Genomic DNA, 20,008 nt, shown 5'->3' with positions numbered 1-20,008 from the left:
AACAAAGATACAATTCCTACTTTTTAACCAAATGGATTTTGTATTTTTAAACCGATGAATTTTTTAGCACACATTTATCTTTCGGGCAACGATGAAATGGTTCAGATTGGAAACTTTATTGCCGATGGTATTAAAGGAAAGCGATATGAAACCTACCCTAGAAATATTCAGAAGGGTATTTTACTACATAGATCTATAGACACCTTTACAGATAGCCACCCTATAGTTAAACTTAGTACTCGAAAATTACATGCTCGTTTCAGTCACTATAGCAGTGTTATAATTGATGTGTTCTACGATCACTTTTTAGCAAAAAACTGGACTGAGTACTCCCAGGAGCCTTTGGCGGATTATGTAGAAAGGTTTTACCAATTGTTACATACCCATTATGACATTCTTCCCTTGCGGATTCGACATATGATCCCTCCAATGTTACGAGAAAATTGGCTCCTAAGTTATGCTAGTAAAGAAGGTATAGAACATATTTTATTTCAGATGAGTAAGCGAGTAAAACATCCAATACATATGGATTGGGCGATGGAAGAACTGACTCAATACTATTCAGATTTTCAAAATGAATTCAACCTATTTTTTTCAGAAATACAACTTCATTGCCAAGAAAGATTAATGGCCTTGGAAATGGAACTAAAAAAGTAAGCAAATTATAATACCATGATTAAAAAATTCCTTCTAGTTGTTGCAATAACCTTATATGCCTGCAAAACAGAACAAACTATACTACTACCTACTGGAACCACGTCGGAAAAAGCAATGGTTGTCTCAGCCAGAGAAGAAGCTTCTCGTATTGGTATAGACATCATGGCTAAAGGAGGAAATGCATTTGACGCTATGGTCGCTACTGAGTTAGCTCTTGCCGTTTCTTTTCCATATGCAGGAAATATTGGAGGTGGAGGCTTTATGGTGTTTCGAAAATCAACTGGTGAAACCGGGGCCATTGATTATAGAGAAAAAGCCCCAATGGCTGCACATAGAGATATGTATTTGGATTCTTTAGGAAATGTAATACCAGGGAAAAGTACCTTAGGTGCTACTGCTGTAGGTGTTCCTGGTACAATTGCCGGTGTTTTTGCTGTTCATGAAAAATACGGAAGTCTTCCCATGGAAGAACTCTTGGAGCCTGTTATTGAGTTGGCGGAAAAAGGGGTTGTTGTAACCGCTAAACAAGCTGAAAGACTAGGCCAATACAGAGAACTTATAGTTCAGGTAAGTGGTGCCACTACTCTATTTGCTACTCCTTTTAAAGAAGGTGATACTATACGTTATCCAGCGCTGGCTCATACCTTTAGACAGATTCAAAAAAATGGTAGGGATGAATTCTATAAAGGAGAAACAGCTAAAAAACTTGCCCAATTTCTACAGGAAAAAGGTGGATATATTACAGAAGAAGACCTGGCATCTTATGAAGCCAAATGGAGAACACCAATTAGTTTTTCCTACAAAGACTTACGAGTTATTTCAATGTCACCTCCCAGTAGTGGTGGAGTAACACTAGCTCAGATTATGAAAATGATTGAGCCCTATGACCTATCGAAATATGGTCATAATCAACTTAAAACAGTGCAATTAATTACAGAAGCAGAAAGAAGAGCTTATGCAGATAGAAATCATTTTTTAGGTGATCCTGACTTTGTGGATAATCCTGTAGATGCCTTACTAGAAGAAGCGTATCTAAAAAAACGCATGCATAACTTTAGTTTTGAAAAGGCCACCCCTTCTACTGAGGTTTCTCATGGAGACATTAAAATAACTGAAAGTGATGAAACCACTCATTATTCTATAGTAGATACCTTTGGAAATGCGGTATCGGTTACTACGACCATTAATGGTGCATACGGATCTAAGTTGTATAATGATGAACTTGGCTTTTTTCTCAACAATGAAATGGATGATTTTAGTGTGAAGGCAGGAGAGCCAAATATGTTCGGACTAGTGGGCTCGAAAGCCAATAGCATAGAGGCAGGAAAACGAATGTTGAGTAGTATGACGCCTACCATTGTTGAAAAAGATGGAAAATTATGGATGGTTGTTGGTACTCCTGGCGGTTCTACTATTATTACTTCTGTTTTACAAACGATACTTAATGTATATGAGTTTAATATGAGTATGCAAGAGGCTGTTAACGCACCTAGGTTTCATCATCAATGGCTACCTGATGATCTTAGAATGGAGCCTGAAGGATTTTCTAATGAACTTATGGAAGCACTTAAAAATCTAGGATATTTCATCGATGAGTCCCATGCGCCTGTCATAGGAAAAGTAGACGCTATTCTAATACACACAGATGGAGTAATTGAAGGAGGTGCTGATAAACGAGGTGACGATAAAGCGGTTGGTTTATAAAAGCTATTTTAATCGCTTAAATTATATAAAATAGGAAGTGTAAATCTTATTTTCTCTTCTACATTATAATACGTAAATGGAAATTTTTCATTTAATAATGAAAACAATTGTTTTGTGGCCTCAACAAACATCGGATGCTGATCCGAACGCATCCCTAGAATGGTAAGATCTCCACTAGAATTTATTTCAAAGTTGACGAATACTCTGGCTTCGGCACCAATACGTTGCATCGTACCAGGATATTTGAAATTTACTTGAATAAACTGATTCAATTTGTTTTGAACTTTAGTTTTGAATTCTTTAATACTTTCACTATCCTGATATACGGTAGTCCTATTTGTATCTATAGGAATGCTCATTCCCTTCTCGTCATAAAGTAAGGTGTTAACGATATTGTTATTTTGATAAGTTACTACAGCAGCTAATTGTCCATTTTCGTGAAATGATTTTAGTTCTCCGTCAATTTCACCATTGGTATACTTAGTTTCCAGTTTGAGTTGACCACTTTGATAATACTGCTTTTCTATTCCATGTATTTTACCCAAATAGTAATCTCTATGTATTCGAATCGTTTTTCCGTCTTCATAATAGCTAGTATTAGCACCATCTAATTCACCTTGATTGGTATAATGCGCCCGATAGGATAGATTCCCATTTTTATGTTTTGATTCAAAGGAACCGTATAATTGTCCATCCTTATACTGTAAGATAGTGTAATTCGGGAAGTTGTAATAATTTTTCCACGGACCAACTCTGTTGTCCTGTTCATACTGTCCTTCTCTAATGGGGGTATTATCAGCATAATAGGTCCAAATTCCTTCTTTTTTATCATTGCGATAGGAACCTTCTTGTTTTTTAAACCCATTAGATTCGTATTTTATATAGGATCCATTTTTAATGCCTTGAGCATTTACATACAATTCTTCAAATAAAATAGGCTCCAATTCTCCATTGTTTAAATATCGTTTTACAAAATACACATCCTCACTGATTTTATCAGTAGTAACCATATAGGTATATGAACGTTTTAATCTTATTTTTCCAAATAAGTTCTCGTACGTAACTGTAGATGTTTGGCCATGAATGGAAAGTGTTGTAAATACACTCATCAAAATAAAAATAGTAACCTTTTTCATTGGATAAATTTAGCCACTCGAAAAATACATATTTTATTAATATCGGTAATGAAAAATAGAAATTTCACTATGATAAATTATTGGCCTATAGATTTCTGCTTTTAAAGAGGCACACGCTTCATAATTACCATTCTAAATTGTATTTTTGCTCTTTTGCTTAATTGTTATGAGTGCATACGACGAGAATATAGAAGTGCAAGGTGCACGGGTGCACAATCTTAAAAATATAGATGTTACTATACCTAGAGAAAAGTTAGTGGTAATAACGGGACTTTCTGGAAGCGGTAAGTCTTCACTCGCTTTTGACACTATTTATGCTGAAGGACAACGCAGGTATATAGAAACTTTTTCTGCTTATGCCAGACAGTTCTTAGGCGGATTGGAACGTCCCGATGTAGATAAGATTGATGGACTATCACCTGTAATTGCTATAGAACAAAAGACTACTTCAAAATCACCTAGATCGACGGTAGGAACTATTACAGAAATTTATGATTTTCTAAGACTACTTTTTGCTAGAGCGGCAGATGCCTACAGTTATAATACTGGAGAGAAAATGGTAAGCTATAGTGATTCTCAAATCAAAGAATTAATACTTGAAGAGTATAGAGATAAACGAATAGTAGTATTGGCTCCAGTCATTAAATCAAGGAAAGGGCATTATCGTGAACTATTTGAGCAAATTTCTAAACAAGGGTTTGTAAAGGTTCGTGTAGATGGTGAACTTGTAGATCTGGAAAAAGGAATGCGTGTAGATCGCTATAAGAATCACGATATTGAGATTGTAATTGATCGTCTAAAAATAGATGAAGCTTCTGAAACAGAAAAGAGGCTTATGGAAACCATAAATACAGCTATGTATCATGGTGATGATGTATTGATGGTGTTGGATTATGAATCAGGCGAAACCAGATATTTTAGTCGAAATTTAATGTGCCCTACAACTGGTATTTCTTATCCAAATCCGGAACCAAATACATTTTCGTTCAATTCGCCAAAGGGAATGTGTAGTCATTGTAATGGGCTTGGAAAAGTGTATGAGGTAAATACTTCTAAAATCTTTCCAAATACTAATCTATCCATTAAAAATGGGGGTATTGCACCAATTGGTGAATACAAGAATTCATGGATATTTAAACAATTAGAGATCATCGCTCAACGATTTGATTTCAAGTTAACTGATGCTATTAAGGACATACCACAAGAGGCAATAGATATGATCCTACATGGTGGAAATGAAAAATTTTCCATAGCTTCTAAAACTCTTGGAATAACTCGTGATTATAAAATTGATTTTGAAGGAATACTTAACTTTATTACAAATCAATTTTCTGAAAGTAATTCTGCGTCGATAAAAAGGTGGGCCAAAGACTTTATGGATAAGAATAAATGTCCGGAGTGTGAAGGTTCTCGCTTAAAAAAAGAGGCTCTGTATTATAGAATTAATGAAAAAAACATAGCTGAATTAGCTCATAGTGATATTACTGATTTAGTACAATGGTTTAAAGAGCTTCCTGGTCATCTTTCTGAAAAACAACAGGCAATTGCATCTGAAATTCTAAAAGAGATTAATGCTCGTCTTCAATTTTTATTAGATGTAGGACTTGAGTATTTATCCCTTAATAGAAGCTCAAAATCACTTTCGGGAGGTGAGGCACAACGGATTCGGCTTGCTACTCAAATTGGCTCTCAATTGGTAGGTGTGCTTTACATTTTGGATGAGCCCAGTATAGGACTTCACCAACGTGATAACGAGCGACTCATCTTATCTCTAGAGTCATTACGAGACATTGGTAACTCAGTGATTGTGGTAGAGCATGATAAGGATATGATTGAACGCGCAGATCATGTGATTGATATTGGGCCTAAGGCTGGCCGACACGGTGGTGAAATTATTTCACAGGGTACCCCAGAGGAGGTAAAAAAACATCATACACTTACTGCTGATTATTTAAGTGGCGTTCGCAAAATTGAAGTTCCTGTTCATAGACGTTCAGGAAATGGTCATCAGCTATCCCTTAGTGGTTGTACCGGTAATAACCTTAAGAATGTTTCAGTTACATTTCCTTTAGGAAAAATGATAGGTGTAACAGGTGTTTCAGGAAGTGGTAAATCAACCTTAATTAACGAGACCCTTTACCCTATTCTCAATGCGCATTTTTTTAATGCAGTGAAGAAGCCAATGCCTTATAAAGAAATAAAAGGCCTTGAACATATCGATAAGGTGATCGACATTAATCAATCACCCATTGGACGTACACCACGATCAAATCCAGCTACGTATACGGGTGTTTTTAGTGAAATACGAACGCTTTTTACCAAAACACCAGAAGCCATGATTCGTGGTTACAAAGCTGGACGATTTAGTTTTAATGTCAAAGGAGGACGTTGTGAAACCTGTGAAGGTGGAGGACTTAGAGTAATTGAAATGAATTTTTTACCTGATGTTTATGTTGAATGTGAAACCTGTCAAGGAAAACGCTTTAACAGAGAAACCCTAGAAATTCGTTATAAGGGGAAGTCAATATCCGATGTCCTAAACATGACTATTAATGAATCCGTGGAATTTTTTGAAAATATTCCTAAAATCTATCGAAAACTTAAGACCATACAAGATGTGGGTCTTGGATATATAACCTTAGGCCAACAATCTACAACACTTTCTGGAGGAGAAGCGCAGCGTATTAAACTAGCCACTGAATTATCCAAGCGCGATACAGGAAATACCTTCTATATACTCGATGAACCCACAACTGGACTTCATTTTGAAGATATTCGAGTTTTAATGCAAGTACTTAATGAATTGACTGATAAGGGAAATACTGTCTTAATTATCGAACATAACCTAGATGTAATTAAAATGGTAGACTATATTATAGATGTGGGTTATGAAGGAGGAAAAGGTGGAGGGACTATTGTCACCTATGGTACACCGGAGGAAGTGGCAGAACATCCCAAAAGTTACACCGCTCGTTTTTTGAAAAAGGAATTAGAATAACTATATTGAAAAAAAATAAATAATGAGAAAAGAACCGCATACTAAAGGTTGGAATGAAATAAAAACCAACGACTCCTGGGCGATTTTTAAAATCATGGGAGAATTTGTGAATGGATTTGAAAAAATGAGTGCCATTGGCCCTTGCGTTTCTATTTTTGGTTCCGCAAGAACAAAACCAGATCATGAATATTATAAGTTAGCTGAAAGAATTGCCAAAAAAATTGTGGAAGCTGGCTATGGCGTAATAACTGGTGGCGGCCCTGGAATTATGGAAGCTGGTAATAAAGGAGCCCATTTAGGAGGAGGAACTTCTGTAGGCCTAAACATTGAGTTGCCATTTGAACAGCATGATAATCCCTATATAGACCACGATAAAAACTTAAATTTTGATTACTTTTTTGTACGTAAGGTAATGTTTGTAAAATACTCACAAGGGTTTGTGGTAATGCCAGGTGGATTTGGAACCTTGGATGAACTTTTTGAAGCCATTACACTTATCCAAACCAATAAGATTGCAAAATTCCCAATTATACTAGTTGGAAAGGATTTTTGGGGAGGTTTATTCGATTGGATAAAGGCAACATTACTTGAAAAGTATCATAATGTAAGTCCTGGGGATTTAGATTTAATTAAGATTGTTGACACAGAAGAGGAAGTAATTGATGTACTAGACAGCTTTTATAAGAAATACAATTTAAGCCCCAATTTTTAAGGGTATGACTATATCCAGTCTATTAATAGACTGGATATTTTTTATTTTTTAGCATATTCTTGTTGGGCAATGCACTATATTTTTTATCTTTCACAAGAAATGAGTTGGTAATACCTCTTTACAAGTCATAAAATCTATATACATTTTTGAAGCCTACCTTAGTAATAGCCGTATTTTTATGCGTTGTGGCACCTCTTTTTGCCCAACATAAAAACCATATTACAGCCACTCTTATTCCAGAGGAGCATATCATTAACGTACAACAAGAAATCACTTTTTTTAATTCATCAAAAGAGGCACTAAACCAGTTATATATTCAGGATTGGAACAATGCATTTTCGAATAAAAACACCCCGCTTGCCCAACGGTTTTCTGAAGAGTTTGATAAATCATTATTGTTCGCTAAAGATAATGAACGAGGGCATACAAAAATTATAGGTTTTTCGGATGCTAATAATGCACTACTAAGTTGGAAGCGTTTAAAATCAAAGGATCTATTGCAGGTACAATTGAATTTCCCAATTCATCCAGGTCAATCCTACACCCTACGCATTTCGTATGCAGTAAAAATACCTCATGAACGTTTTACCAGGTATGGGTTTAATGAGGAGGGTAATTATTACCTTAAGAACTGGCATTTAGTACCGGCTGTTTATGATGGTCAGTGGCATTTATATAGTCATCTGGACTTAGATGATTTATACACACCTCCATCAGCACTTAAAGTTACCTTTAACCACCCTTCCTATTTACAACTCTATAGTGATCAGGATTCCATTGAAGTCACTCAATTTGGCGATTATACACATAGTCGACTTACTTATCACCACAGGAAAGAAGCTGTAATAATTTTAAGAAAGAACCCTTCTTTTACTACAATAGGAAATCAGGAGGTTTTATTTACTACAGATTTGGAAGCTAAAAATTTTGACGAGACTTCTAAAGTTGTAGCCATTAAAAGAGTTCTTGAATTTCTAAAACAACAGTTAGGAAGCTACCCGCATAAACAATTATTGATTACAGAAACAGACTATAAAAAATATCCTCTATATGGAATTAATCAGCTACCATCATTTATAAGACCGTTCCCTGAGAATTTTCAATATGAAATGAAACTCTTAAAAACAACGCTGACCCAATACCTTGAAAATAATTTCGATATAGATTTACGCAAAGAGCGATGGATTCTGGATGCAATGCAAATGTATTTGATTCAGATCTATGTAGAGACCTATTACCCTGATATGAAATTTACTGGTAACTTGTCTAAACTCTGGGGAATACGAAGTTATAATTTTGCTCAAATGGACTATAATGATCAATATCCATATTTGTTTATGCTTATGGCACGCAAAAATATTGATCAACCCCTTAGTATGCCACAAGATTCATTAGTGAAATTTAATGCGAAAATTGCTAATAAATATAAGGCAGGTGCGGGATTGATGTATGTGCGGAATTATTTAGAATCACCTACCGTGGATAGTGTGTTGAAGGATTTTTATCAAAACTATACCTTAAAAAAAATCACAGTAGATGATTTTAGATCTAGCTTTGAAGAAAAGGCAGAAAAGGATATTTCTTGGTTTTTTGACACCTATGCAAATACACGAAAAAAAATAGATTTTAAAATTTCTAAAATCACCCGTTCACAGGACTCCATTTATGTAACCATTAAGAATAAGACCCATGCCAATGTGCCCATTTCTTTATTTACCTTGAAGAATGACAGCATACAAGCCAAAAATTGGTACACTAATATACCCAAGCAACAAACTATTTCACTTCCCAACACACATCCAAATAAGTTAGTCTTAAATTACGATAAAATAATTCCAGAGTATAATCAACGTGATAACTGGAAATCTCTTAATGGTATTATATTTAACCATAGACCACTTCAAATTAGAGCCTTTAAGGATGTTGAAAATCCTTATTACAACCAACTATTTCATATACCTATTGTGTATTATAACTATTATGATGGGATCACCCCAGGAGCTAGATTTTATAATAAATCTTTCCTGGAAAAACCATTTATTTATGACATTCGTCCTTCTTATGGTCTAAATTCAGGGAAATTGGTTGGTGCTGGGTCGTTGCTTTACAGACATTATAGACGAGATAGTAGGAATTACCTAAATACCTTCTCTCTTTCCGGCTCCTATTTTCACTACAAACCTGGGTATTCCTATTCCACTATTACCCCAGCCGTGCGATTTACCTTTAGACCAGATGATTACCGTTCAAACAAACGATCGATTCTTCTATTTAGGAATGTAAATGTTTTTAGAGAAGTTGATGAAACTAGTACCACTGAAGAGCCTAATTACAGTGTATTTAATACTCGATTTGTGAGTACTCAAAATACCGTGGAGAATTTTTTATCCTATTCAGGAGATTTTCAGCTATCTCAAAAGTTTTCCAAACTAGCCTTTACCCTGGAGTACAGAAAGCTTTTTCAAAATAATCGCCAATTAAACCTGCGGTTCTTTTATGGAAAGTTCCTGCATAATAATACAAATTCTGATTTTTTCAGTTTTGCTTTAGATAGGCCTACGGATTACCTATTCGATTTACAATATTTGGGTCGATCTGAAAATAGCGGAATTTATAGTCAACAAATTATTATTTCAGAAGGAGGTTTTAAATCAAAACTTGATAACCCTCTAGCAAATGATTGGATGGCAACTGTAAATGGAAGTACTAATTTATGGAAGTGGATCGAGATATACGGTGATGCAGGTTTATTAAAAAACTCTCAAAATGATTCCCAATTTGTGTATGATGCCGGAATTCGACTCAACCTTGTTACAGACTACTTTGAGCTTTATTTTCCTATGTATTCAAATAATGGATGGGAAGTTGATGATGCGCGTTATGCAGAAAAAATCCGATTTATTGTAACACTAAGTCCAAGGACCTTATTAGGCTTATTTACACGTAAATGGTTCTAATGGACTTATCAGGGCATTGAAAAGTATTTAATCAAAATCTAATTTTTGAGTTTTTTTTGAATTATTCTTAGTAAAATATCGAAAAGACTACACTATTATCAATATTTTATTGTGGATTAAGATTGTAAAAACCACTTCTTTTCATTACTTTTGTTTCTGTTCAAAAACCATTTATACATGCAATCAAAATCAGTTGTGTCAGAGTCTATTTCATTTCAAGATTTCAAAGAGCAAGTATTACACGATTATTCAATCGCCGTTATTAGTCGTGAATGTAGTTTATTAGGCCGAAGAGAAGTACTTACCGGTAAGGCTAAATTCGGAATTTTTGGAGATGGGAAAGAATTGCCTCAATTGGCTATGGCACGTGCATTCCGTAATGGAGATTTTCGCAGTGGTTATTATCGTGATCAAACCTTCATGATGGCTATTGACAAATTGACTATTGAACAATTTTTTGCAGGTTTATACGCGCATACTGATATCGCTCACGATCCAATGAGTGCTGGCCGCCAAATGGGGGGACATTTTGCAACTCATAGTCTTGATGAAAACGGAAATTGGGTAAATCTAACACAACAAAAAAATAGTAGTGGTGACATTTCTCCTACTGCCGGACAAATGCCTCGTCTTCTGGGATTAGCTCAAGCCTCAAAAATCTATAGAAATGTGTCGGGCATTCAGGCCGAGAACTTTTCAAATAACGGTAATGAAGTAGCATGGGGCACTATAGGAAACGCAAGTACCAGTGAAGGTCTATTTTTTGAGACCATTAATGCAGCTGGCGTATTGCAAGTACCAATGGTGATGTGTGTTTGGGATGATGAGTATGGAATCTCAGTACATGCCAAATACCAAACAACCAAAGAAAATATTTCTGAAATTCTTAAAGGCTTCCAACGTGATGAAAATCAAGCCGGATATGAAATCATAACTGTTGAAGGGTGGGATTATCCAGCCTTAATGGACACTTTTGAAAAGGCAGGAAAAATTGCTCGTGAACAACATATCCCAGTGTTGGTTCATGTTCTTGAACTAACACAGCCTCAAGGACATTCTACTTCGGGGTCACATGAACGTTACAAGAGCAAGGAACGTTTACAATGGGAAAGTGAACATGATTGTAATGTAAAATTCCGTGCTTGGATTATCGAAAATGGCATCGCTACTGAAGATGAACTTTCAGAAATAGATAAAAACGCAAAAAAGCAAGTTCGTGAAGGAAAGAAAAATGCATGGGATGCATTTATTACTCCTATAAAACAAGAAAAAAATACTCTTGTAACGCTATTACAATCGATCATTGATGACAGTAGCAACAAAGTGTTCATTAATAAAATTAAAAACGACTTAATTGCGATAGATGAGCCTACTCGTAAGGATATTATGTCTGCAGCCCGTAAAACACTTAGATATACATTACGAGAAGATATCACTGCAGTACATCAATTAAAGAGTTGGATAAAGCAGCAATACCAAAGTATTCAACCTAGATATAGTTCTCACCTTTACAGTGAATCTGCGTTGAATCCTTTACACATCAAGGAGGTAAAGCCTATCTATTCGGACCAAAGCGAAGTGGTTGACGGACGTGTTGTGCTTCGCGATAATTTTGATGCTCTTTTTGCTAACTATCCTGAAGTATTGATTTTTGGGGAAGATAGTGGGAACATTGGAGATGTTAACCAAGGTCTTGAAGGTCTGCAAGAAAAATATGGTGAGTTTCGTGTGGCCGATGCTGGTATCCGTGAAGCCACTATCCTAGGACAAGGAATTGGAATGGCGATGAGAGGTCTGCGCCCCATTGCTGAAATTCAATATCTTGACTATATTCTATATGCCTTACAAATAATGAGTGATGATTTAGCAACACTACATTATCGCACGGCCGGAAAACAAAAGGCACCTTTAATTGTAAGAACACGTGGACACCGTCTTGAAGGAATCTGGCATGCCGGATCACAGATGGGAGGAATTATAAATCTATTAAAAGGGATTTATGTTCTTGTACCTAGAAATATGACAAAAGCTGCTGGATTTTACAATACCCTACTGCAAGGAGATCAACCAGCACTGGTAGTTGAGTGTTTAAATGGGTATAGACTTAAAGAAAAAATGCCTGAAAATCTGAGTGAAATCCGTACTCCTATAGGTGTTGTTGAAACCGTGAAAGAAGGGTCTGATATTACCTTGGTATCGTATGGTTCTACCCTTCGTATCGTTGAGCAAGTTGCAAAGGAGCTCATGGAAGTTGGAATTGATGCTGAAGTTATTGATGTTCAGTCTTTGATTCCATTTGATCTTAATCACGATATTGTAAAGAGTGTAGCTAAGACGAATCGTCTTCTGGTAATCGATGAAGATGTTCCAGGAGGGGCCTCAGCCTATATATTACAAGAAATTGTAGAAAAACAAGGAGCTTATGAGTTCTTGGATAGTGCTCCACAGACACTAGCTGCACAACCACACCGTCCTGCTTATGGGACGGATGGAGATTATTTCTCAAAACCGAATGCAGAAGATATTTTTGAAAAAGTGTATCAAATAATGCATGAGGCTTCGCCTTCAGATTTCCCTAAGTTCATGTAATCAATTAGTTATACAGTACTAAAAAATCTTGCTATTAGCAAGATTTTTTTTATCCTATAATTTACTTATTTTCACAAAAAAAAAGCGATGAATACACCTTATCATTTAGGTCTTGCCCTTCTTAGAGTTGGCACTTCTGCACTCATGTTAACACATGGTTACGGAAAATTTATGAAGTTATTTTCAGGAGAAGAGATTCAATTTATGAATTTCTTAGGCTTGGGGCCCACTATTTCATTGGGACTTACTGCGCTGGGAGAATTTATTATCCCGATCATTATTATTGTAGGTTTTAAAACCCGATTAATGGCAATCTTTCCGGCAATTACAATGTTTGTAGCTGCTTTTGTGGCACATGCTGGAGATCCTTTGTCCCAAAAGGAAATGTCGTTATTGTACCTAATCATGTTTACATCTATTGCCCTATTAGGTGGGGGTAAATTCAGTTTAGATGGTGTCCTACAAAAAAACAAATAACTAAAAAGCGGCTTAAAATTGCCGCTTTTTTTACGCCATAACTTTTATGAGCATTTCTTTAAGTAAATCTGCTTGAGATAGATTAGCAGCACCTACTCCCTTACTTTTCATGTCAATTTCACGTAATGAGGCAATGATACCACTCACTCTTTTCATGGGATAGTTTCTAGCTGCCGTTTGTATTTCACCTACAAAATAGGGATTTATTTTCAGTGATGAAGCTACATGCTTCGGGCTATGATCGGTTAAGCCATGATATTGTAATAATTGCTGGAAAAAGGAGAAAAGTATCCCCATGGTTACAACTATTGGGTTATCTTTTGGATTTTGACCAAAATAGGTAATGATTCGAGTAGCTCTCACTACATCACGTTCGGCAACGGCCTTTTTGAGCTCAAAATTGTTAAAATCCTTACTAATACCAATATTTTCTTCTATGATCTCAGGTGTTATTTGACTACCTGTTGGTATGATAAGTTGTAATTTTTGTAATTCGTTGTCAATCTTACTTAACTCAATACCTAAAAATTCCACTAACATTTGAGCCGCTTTAGGGGTAATGGTATATCCATTAGAGGCCAGTCGCTTGCGAATCCACTCACCTGCTTGATTCTCGTACATTTTTTTGCTTTCAAAAAGTACTCCCTTTTTTTGCAATGCCTTATACAGCTTTTTACGTTTGTCTAATGTCTTATACTTATAACAGATCACTAAAACTGTAGTGGGTTGTGGCTGTTCGACATAGGTGGCTAAATCATCAATGGTCCTTGAAAGGTCTTGAGCTTCTTTTACAATAATAACCTGTTTATCAGCCATCATTGGATATCGCTTTGCATTACTTATTATGTCCATCACTGACACATCACGACCATATAAAACCATTTGGTTAAATCCCCTTTCTTCTTCTGTTAGAATGGTGGTAGCAATATATTCTGAAAATCTATCTATATAATAGGGTTCATCTCCCATTAAAAAATAGACGGGTTGAATATTTCCTTTCTGTATTTCTGCTATCAGCTTTTTAATTTCTTCCATAAATCATGTTGAATCTTTAGGGATTTGTTCTATGAAAATAAAGTCAAATCCTTAGAGAGTGAGAGTAATTTTGCATATTTGCACTATGCAGTTTTTAAATTTTCCCACATATCACTTTCGATTCAAAAATAGCGAAAATAAAACGCATATCTTTGATGAGATTCGCAAAAAATTTGTGGTTCTTCAACCAGAAGAATGGGTGCGTCAACACGTAGTTCAATATTTACTACATGAAAAAAACTATCCAAAATCACTGATTAATGTAGAAAAGGAATTAAAAGTAAACGGCTTAAATAAACGATATGACGTGGTGGTGTATAGACCGGATGGAAGCATTTTTTTGGTGGTAGAATGCAAGGCACCAACTGTTTCTATTTCGCAAGCTACTTTTGATCAGATAGCCCGCTATAATATGACCTTAAACGCGACTATACTTATGGTTACCAATGGCATCTCACATTATTACTGTATGGTTGATTTTCAGGCCCAGCAGTATCGATTTTTAAAAACATTACCTGATTACTCTATAGTTAAATAACCATTACACATGAAAATAGCCGTTGTCATACTTAACTGGAATGGGAAAAAACTGCTTGAACAATTTTTACCCTCTGTCATCGAGTTTTCCTCGGAGGCTTCTATATATGTCGCTGACAATGCTTCAACAGACACTTCCATACCGTATCTTAAGGAACATTTTCCAACCATTAAAATCATAGAAAACAAAGAAAATGGAGGATACGCTCAAGGATATAATGACGCCCTAAAACAAGTAAAGGAAGAAGTTTACTGCCTGTTAAATTCAGATGTGGAGGTGACTGATGGTTGGTTACATCCTATTGTTAAACTGTTCAACTCCAATTCCAGTATAGCTGCAATACAACCCAAAATAAAAGATTTTAAAAATAAAACACATTTTGAGTATGCTGGGGCCGCTGGAGGATTTATAGATAAGTTTGGATATCCGTATTGCCGTGGAAGAATATTTGACACTCTAGAAGAGGACTATGGGCAATACAATGATAGCATTCCTGTATTTTGGGCCACTGGTGCCTGTTTATTTGTAAAAGCGGATGTTTTTAATTCTCTGGGAGGATTTGACATCGATTTTTTTGCACACCAGGAAGAAATTGATTTATGCTGGAGAATACAAAACTCTGGATATAGCGTATATTATTGCGGGCTTTCCACAGTGTATCATGTGGGTGGGGCAACCCTTAGCCAAGGTAGTCCTGAAAAGTCATTTCTTAATTTTCGAAACGGACTTTATCTCCTATTAAAAAATCTTCCTACAAGACAATTAATCCCAATCATATTTTTTAGAATGATGTTGGATGGAGTTGCAGGTATTAGGTTTCTTACAAAGGGGGAAACCGCTCATTTTAAGGCAATTTTAAGAGCCCATTTCAGTTTTTATCGTAACTTAGCGCTGATTTATAAAAAAAGGTGTCAGCCTAGGCAAAATCAATATTTCCGCCATTTTTCAATTGTTTGGAATTATTTTGTTATGAAGCGAAGAAAATTTTCGGATTTGTAACTTTTTGTTTTAGATGGCATGCTTTTTGATGAAAATTACTAAACAAACAAATCTAATTCACAACTTTTATGAAAAAAATTGTTATGCTGGCATCTGTAGCTGCCATTACGCTAACTTCTTGTGTTTCTCAAAAGAAATACTCTGATTTGGAAGCCCAACACAAAGAGACACAAGACCTATTAAACACCGCAACTGTAAAGCTTAATTCTTGTCTTGAGGAGCGTGCTTCTCTTTCTGCTAGAGCAGAGAGTCTTAAGGAGCAAAATGATATCTTAAGAGCAAATAACCAAGAGTTAATTAATAATATGGGTAATCTAACTACCCTTACTCAAAAAGGTGCTGAAAACCTTGAGAAATCATTAGAAAGCCTACGTGAAAAAGACCTTACTATCCGTCGTTTACAAGATGCTGTAACCCGCAGAGATTCTGTAAATCTTGCATTGGTACAAAGTCTTAAAGGAGTGTTAGGTAACTTGGATGATCAAGATATCGAAATTAGCGTAGAAAAAGGAGTTGTATACGTGTCTATTTCTGACAAACTATTGTTCAGCAGTGGAAGCTATACGGTAACTAACAAAGCTAAAGAGGTATTAGGTAAAGTGGCTACTGTAGTTAAAAACAAGCCTGACTTTGAATTTATGGTTGAAGGACACACTGATAACGTGCCTATCCGTACTGCAAGTATTAAAGATAACTGGGATTTAAGTGTATTAAGAGCTACTGCTGTGGTACGTATTTTACAAGATGATTTCAAAGTAGATCCTAAGCGTATGACTGCTGCTGGTAGAAGTCAATATGTTCCTGTAGTTGGAAATGATACTGCTCAAGAAAGAGCTAAAAACCGCAGAACACGTATTGTTGTATTACCAAAAATCGATCAATTCTATACAATGATTGAAGAAGGTATGAAAGATCCTAAAATAAACTAGGTATTACATACGATAACAATAAAAAAATCCCTCGCAATTGGCGGGGGATTTTTTTATTGTTGTCTAAACTAGAATTCCGAAACTGGTAAAAAGAATGTTTAGTCTAATTTTTCTATTTAAATAACTGACTAACCAAATATAGTTCCTTAGGTGAAAAAGAGGCTATGGATTGGAAGCTAAACAGAAATATACGGGACTGTAAGTTAAAGAATAGAAATATCGCCTTTTCCCTCCCTTACAACTACAGGTTCTCCTTCAGAGAGATCAATAACAGTTGATGCTACATTATCGCCATACCCTCCATCAATTACCATATCCACCAAATTTCCCCATTTTTCGAAAATAAGTTCTGGATCCGTGGTATATTCTAATAAATCATCTTCATCATGTATGGATGTGGATACAATAGGATTTCCGAGTTCTTTGACCAACAACTGTGCGATGGTATTATCAGGAACACGGATACCCACTGTTTTCTTCTTTTTGAATTCCTTGGGAAGATTATTGTTTCCTGGTAATATGAAGGTATAAGGGCCTGGAAGTGCTCTTTTTAAAATTTTAAATGTGGGAGTGTCAATTTGCTTTACATAATCAGAAATGTTGCTCAAATCAGCACAAACAAATGAAAAATTAGCTTTGTCAAGTTTAATCCCTTTAATACGAGCGATACGCTCTAATGCTTTGGTGTTGGTAATATCACACCCCAATCCATACACCGTATCAGTAGGATAAATGATAATGCCTCCATCGCGAAGTACTTTCACTACCTTTGCTACTTCCTTAGCATTTGGATTTTCATTATATATTCTAATAAGTTGAGCCATTTTTATTGTATTTATGTTCTCTAGGACTTAAGATACTATGGTAAGTTTCGCAAAACGTAGAAGCAACTTTTTCACTTCACCATTTGTGAATTTAATTTCAGCTTTTTTATCATTGCCTATTCCTTCTAGCCTGATCACCTCTCCCCGACCAAAACGTTCATGCTCTACAATAGTACCTACAGCAAGCGATGTATCTTGTTGATTGTTACCAATAGGTTCACTAATATCAGGTTTTAGCTTACGCAATTTACGAAGTTTTTCCTCAGATGGCTTATGGTATGCTGGAGGTGCGGAATTAGAAGGTTTTTGCATCCGTAACTTACTCTTATCTACTTCCCCGAAAATATCCACATCTACCAGTGGTTTATACCTGTAACCGGTATCAATAGGTGTCAAGTAATCTAGGTATTTATCATCAATTTCTTCAATAAATCGACTAGGCTCTGAATCTACAAGCTTACCCCATCTATATCGACTTTGGGCATAGGTTAAATAGGCTTGTTTTTCCGCTCGAGTAAGGGCCACATAAAAAAGCCTACGCTCCTCTTCTAATTCGCTACGGGTATTCATGCTCATGGCGGAAGGGAATAGGTCCTCCTCCATTCCAACTATATATACATAAGGGAATTCTAGACCTTTAGCTAGGTGAATTGTCATAAGTGCCACGCGGTCGTCATCCCCGGTGTCTTTATCTAGATCAGTGGCAAGGGCAACATCTTCAAGGAATTCACTTAAGGCTCCGGTAGCACCATCTATTTCGCGTTGACCTTCCACAAAATCTTTAATACCATTCAGTAATTCCTCCACATTCTCCATTCGGGCAATTCCTTCTGGAGTTCCATCCTTTTTAAATTCCTGAAGTATTCCTGATTTTTTAGATACATGTTCTGCCAATGCAAATGCATCGGCATTGGTATTCATAATCTGAAAACTTCGGATCATATTAACAAACTCTTCTAGACGAGCCTTGGTACCACTATTTATTTTTAAGTCAATTCTATCCATATGAGAGATTACCTCAAAAATAGAACGCTTATACTCATTGGCAATAACGGTAAGTTTATCAATGGTAGTTTGTCCAATCCCTCGAGCAGGATAGTTTATAATACGAATAAGAGCTTCCTCGTCATTTGGATTAATCACAAGGCGTAAATAGGCCAAAACATCCTTGATTTCCTTTCGTTGGTAAAATGATAATCCTCCATAAATACGATATGGGATATCTCTTTTTCGCAAGGCATCTTCAATGGCTCGAGACTGAGAATTGGTTCGATATAATACAGCAAAATGGCCATTTGATTCCTGTTGTTGCATTCGGGTTTCAAAAATAGATCCCGCCACAAAACGCCCTTCATCGGCATCAGTACTACTTCGATGAACCTTAATTAGAGGGCCATCCTCATTATGGGTCCAAACTACCTTATCAAGCCTTGTTTTATTCTTTTCAATAACACAGTTCGCAGCTTCTACAATATTTTTAGTCGAACGATAATTTTGTTCGAGTCGATACACCTTAACCCCCTCATAATCTTTTTGGTAGTTAAGGATGTTATTGATATTGGCACCTCTAAAGGCATAAATACTCTGAGCATCATCTCCTACTACACAGATATTCTGAAACTTATCGGATAAGGCCTTTACAATTAGATACTGAGAGTGGTTGGTATCTTGATACTCATCTACTAGAATATACCTGAATCGCTCTTGGTATTTTGCCAATACTTCTGGAAATCGGGTAAGGAGTTCATTTGTTTTTAATAACAAATCATCAAAGTCCATTGCCCCTGATTTGAAACATCGTTCTACGTAAGCGTTATAGATTTCACCCATGCGAGGACGTTTAGCCATAGCATCAGCCTCCACAAGCTCAGGATTGTTAAAATAAGCTTTTACGGTAATTAAACTATTCTTATAGGATGAAATTCGTGATTGAACCTGCTTGTATTTATAAACATCCTTATCTAATCCCATCTCCTTTATAATTGACGAAATTAGCCTTTGAGAATCTTGGGTATCGTATATTGTAAAATTACTAGGGTAGCCTAATTTATCTGCTTCTATGCGAAGAATCTTGGCGAATACTGAGTGAAAGGTACCCATCCAAAGATTTTTGGCCTCACTATTTCCAACAATATCGGCAATCCGTTTTTTCATCTCACGAGCCGCTTTATTGGTAAAGGTAAGCGATAAAATGTTAAAAGAATCCACTCCTAAGCTCATCAAATAAGCTATACGATAGGTAAGTACACGTGTTTTCCCTGAACCTGCTCCTGCAATAACCATCAGAGGTCCATCCTTATGTAATACCGGCGCTAGTTGCGCTTCGTTCAGTTCTGCTAAATATTTTTCCAAACCGTTCTCATTCATTTATCAACGCTGTGAAATTAACCCTTTATAGACGCATTCTAAAGCGTATTTCATATTTTTTATGAACATTGTACAAAAGATTGGTT

At 36.0% G+C, this 20,008-nt stretch carries 14 protein-coding genes; 10 read left to right on the top strand and 4 right to left on the bottom strand.

The window, feature by feature from the left end; genetic code table 11:
* Positions 1–54 precede the first annotated feature (54 nt).
* Both PT603_RS04530 and ggt read left to right on the top strand, forming a co-directional pair.
* Positions 55–657, top strand: a complete 603-nt coding sequence (locus PT603_RS04530; RefSeq protein WP_008240841.1) for an acyl carrier protein phosphodiesterase — start codon at positions 55–57, stop codon at positions 655–657.
* A 15-nt stretch (positions 658–672) separates the two neighbouring features.
* On the top strand, positions 673–2,361 hold the full coding sequence (ggt, locus tag PT603_RS04525; RefSeq protein WP_008240840.1) for a gamma-glutamyltransferase: 1,689 nt from the start codon (positions 673–675) through the stop codon (positions 2,359–2,361).
* An 8-nt stretch (positions 2,362–2,369) separates the two neighbouring features.
* On the opposite strand, the gene PT603_RS04520 is transcribed toward ggt, so the two are convergent.
* Positions 2,370–3,497, bottom strand: a complete 1,128-nt coding sequence (locus PT603_RS04520) for a toxin-antitoxin system YwqK family antitoxin (protein WP_008240838.1) — start codon at positions 3,495–3,497, stop codon at positions 2,370–2,372.
* A gap of 166 nt (positions 3,498–3,663) precedes the next feature.
* Here PT603_RS04520 and uvrA point away from each other — a divergent pair, with 166 nt between their 5' ends.
* The 5 genes from uvrA (at position 3,664) to PT603_RS04495 (ending at position 13,230) form a co-directional block, all read left to right on the top strand.
* Positions 3,664–6,495 carry an excinuclease ABC subunit UvrA gene (gene uvrA / locus PT603_RS04515; protein WP_008240835.1) on the top strand — a complete coding sequence of 944 codons (2,832 nt, stop codon included), beginning with the start codon at positions 3,664–3,666 and terminating at the stop codon, positions 6,493–6,495.
* 22 nt (positions 6,496–6,517) lie between these two features.
* A complete protein-coding gene (locus tag PT603_RS04510) occupies positions 6,518–7,207 on the top strand; it encodes an LOG family protein (RefSeq protein WP_008240834.1) in 690 nt (229 codons plus the stop codon).
* Positions 7,208–7,353: 146 nt separating this feature from the next.
* Complete coding sequence (locus tag PT603_RS04505; RefSeq protein WP_274238902.1) at positions 7,354–10,164, top strand: gluzincin family metallopeptidase; 2,811 nt, start codon at positions 7,354–7,356, stop codon at positions 10,162–10,164.
* A 177-nt stretch (positions 10,165–10,341) separates the two neighbouring features.
* Complete coding sequence (locus PT603_RS04500) at positions 10,342–12,753, top strand: alpha-ketoacid dehydrogenase subunit alpha/beta (protein ID WP_008240598.1); 2,412 nt, start codon at positions 10,342–10,344, stop codon at positions 12,751–12,753.
* Between the two features lie 87 nt (positions 12,754–12,840).
* Complete coding sequence (locus tag PT603_RS04495; protein ID WP_040488688.1) at positions 12,841–13,230, top strand: DoxX family protein; 390 nt, start codon at positions 12,841–12,843, stop codon at positions 13,228–13,230.
* Between the two features lie 30 nt (positions 13,231–13,260).
* Here PT603_RS04495 and holA read toward each other — a convergent pair whose 3' ends face one another.
* Positions 13,261–14,265: a DNA polymerase III subunit delta gene (gene holA / locus PT603_RS04490; RefSeq protein WP_008239137.1), complete on the bottom strand. Its 1,005-nt coding sequence runs from the start codon at positions 14,263–14,265 to the stop codon at positions 13,261–13,263.
* A gap of 85 nt (positions 14,266–14,350) precedes the next feature.
* Here holA and PT603_RS04485 point away from each other — a divergent pair, with 85 nt between their 5' ends.
* The 3 genes from PT603_RS04485 (at position 14,351) to PT603_RS04475 (ending at position 16,731) form a co-directional block, all read left to right on the top strand.
* Positions 14,351–14,803, top strand: coding sequence for a type I restriction enzyme HsdR N-terminal domain-containing protein (locus PT603_RS04485; protein WP_008239139.1), 453 nt, complete (start codon positions 14,351–14,353; stop codon positions 14,801–14,803).
* 9 nt (positions 14,804–14,812) lie between these two features.
* Complete coding sequence (locus tag PT603_RS04480; protein ID WP_008239141.1) at positions 14,813–15,802, top strand: glycosyltransferase family 2 protein; 990 nt, start codon at positions 14,813–14,815, stop codon at positions 15,800–15,802.
* Positions 15,803–15,870: 68 nt separating this feature from the next.
* Positions 15,871–16,731, top strand: a complete 861-nt coding sequence (locus PT603_RS04475; RefSeq protein ID WP_008239143.1) for an OmpA family protein — start codon at positions 15,871–15,873, stop codon at positions 16,729–16,731.
* A gap of 203 nt (positions 16,732–16,934) precedes the next feature.
* Here the strand turns inward: PT603_RS04475 and PT603_RS04470 are convergent, their stop codons facing one another.
* Together PT603_RS04470 and PT603_RS04465 are read right to left on the bottom strand one after the other, a co-directional pair.
* Complete coding sequence (locus tag PT603_RS04470) at positions 16,935–17,555, bottom strand: L-threonylcarbamoyladenylate synthase (protein WP_008239144.1); 621 nt, start codon at positions 17,553–17,555, stop codon at positions 16,935–16,937.
* Positions 17,556–17,582: 27 nt separating this feature from the next.
* Positions 17,583–19,922: an ATP-dependent helicase gene (locus PT603_RS04465; protein WP_040488684.1), complete on the bottom strand. Its 2,340-nt coding sequence runs from the start codon at positions 19,920–19,922 to the stop codon at positions 17,583–17,585.
* Positions 19,923–20,008: the final 86 nt, after the last annotated feature.

The sequence above is a fragment of the Imtechella halotolerans genome (assembly GCF_028743515.2).
GTDB classification, from domain to species: Bacteria; Bacteroidota; Bacteroidia; order Flavobacteriales; family Flavobacteriaceae; genus Imtechella; species Imtechella halotolerans.
This window is presented reverse-complemented; position numbering and strand designations above follow the sequence as displayed.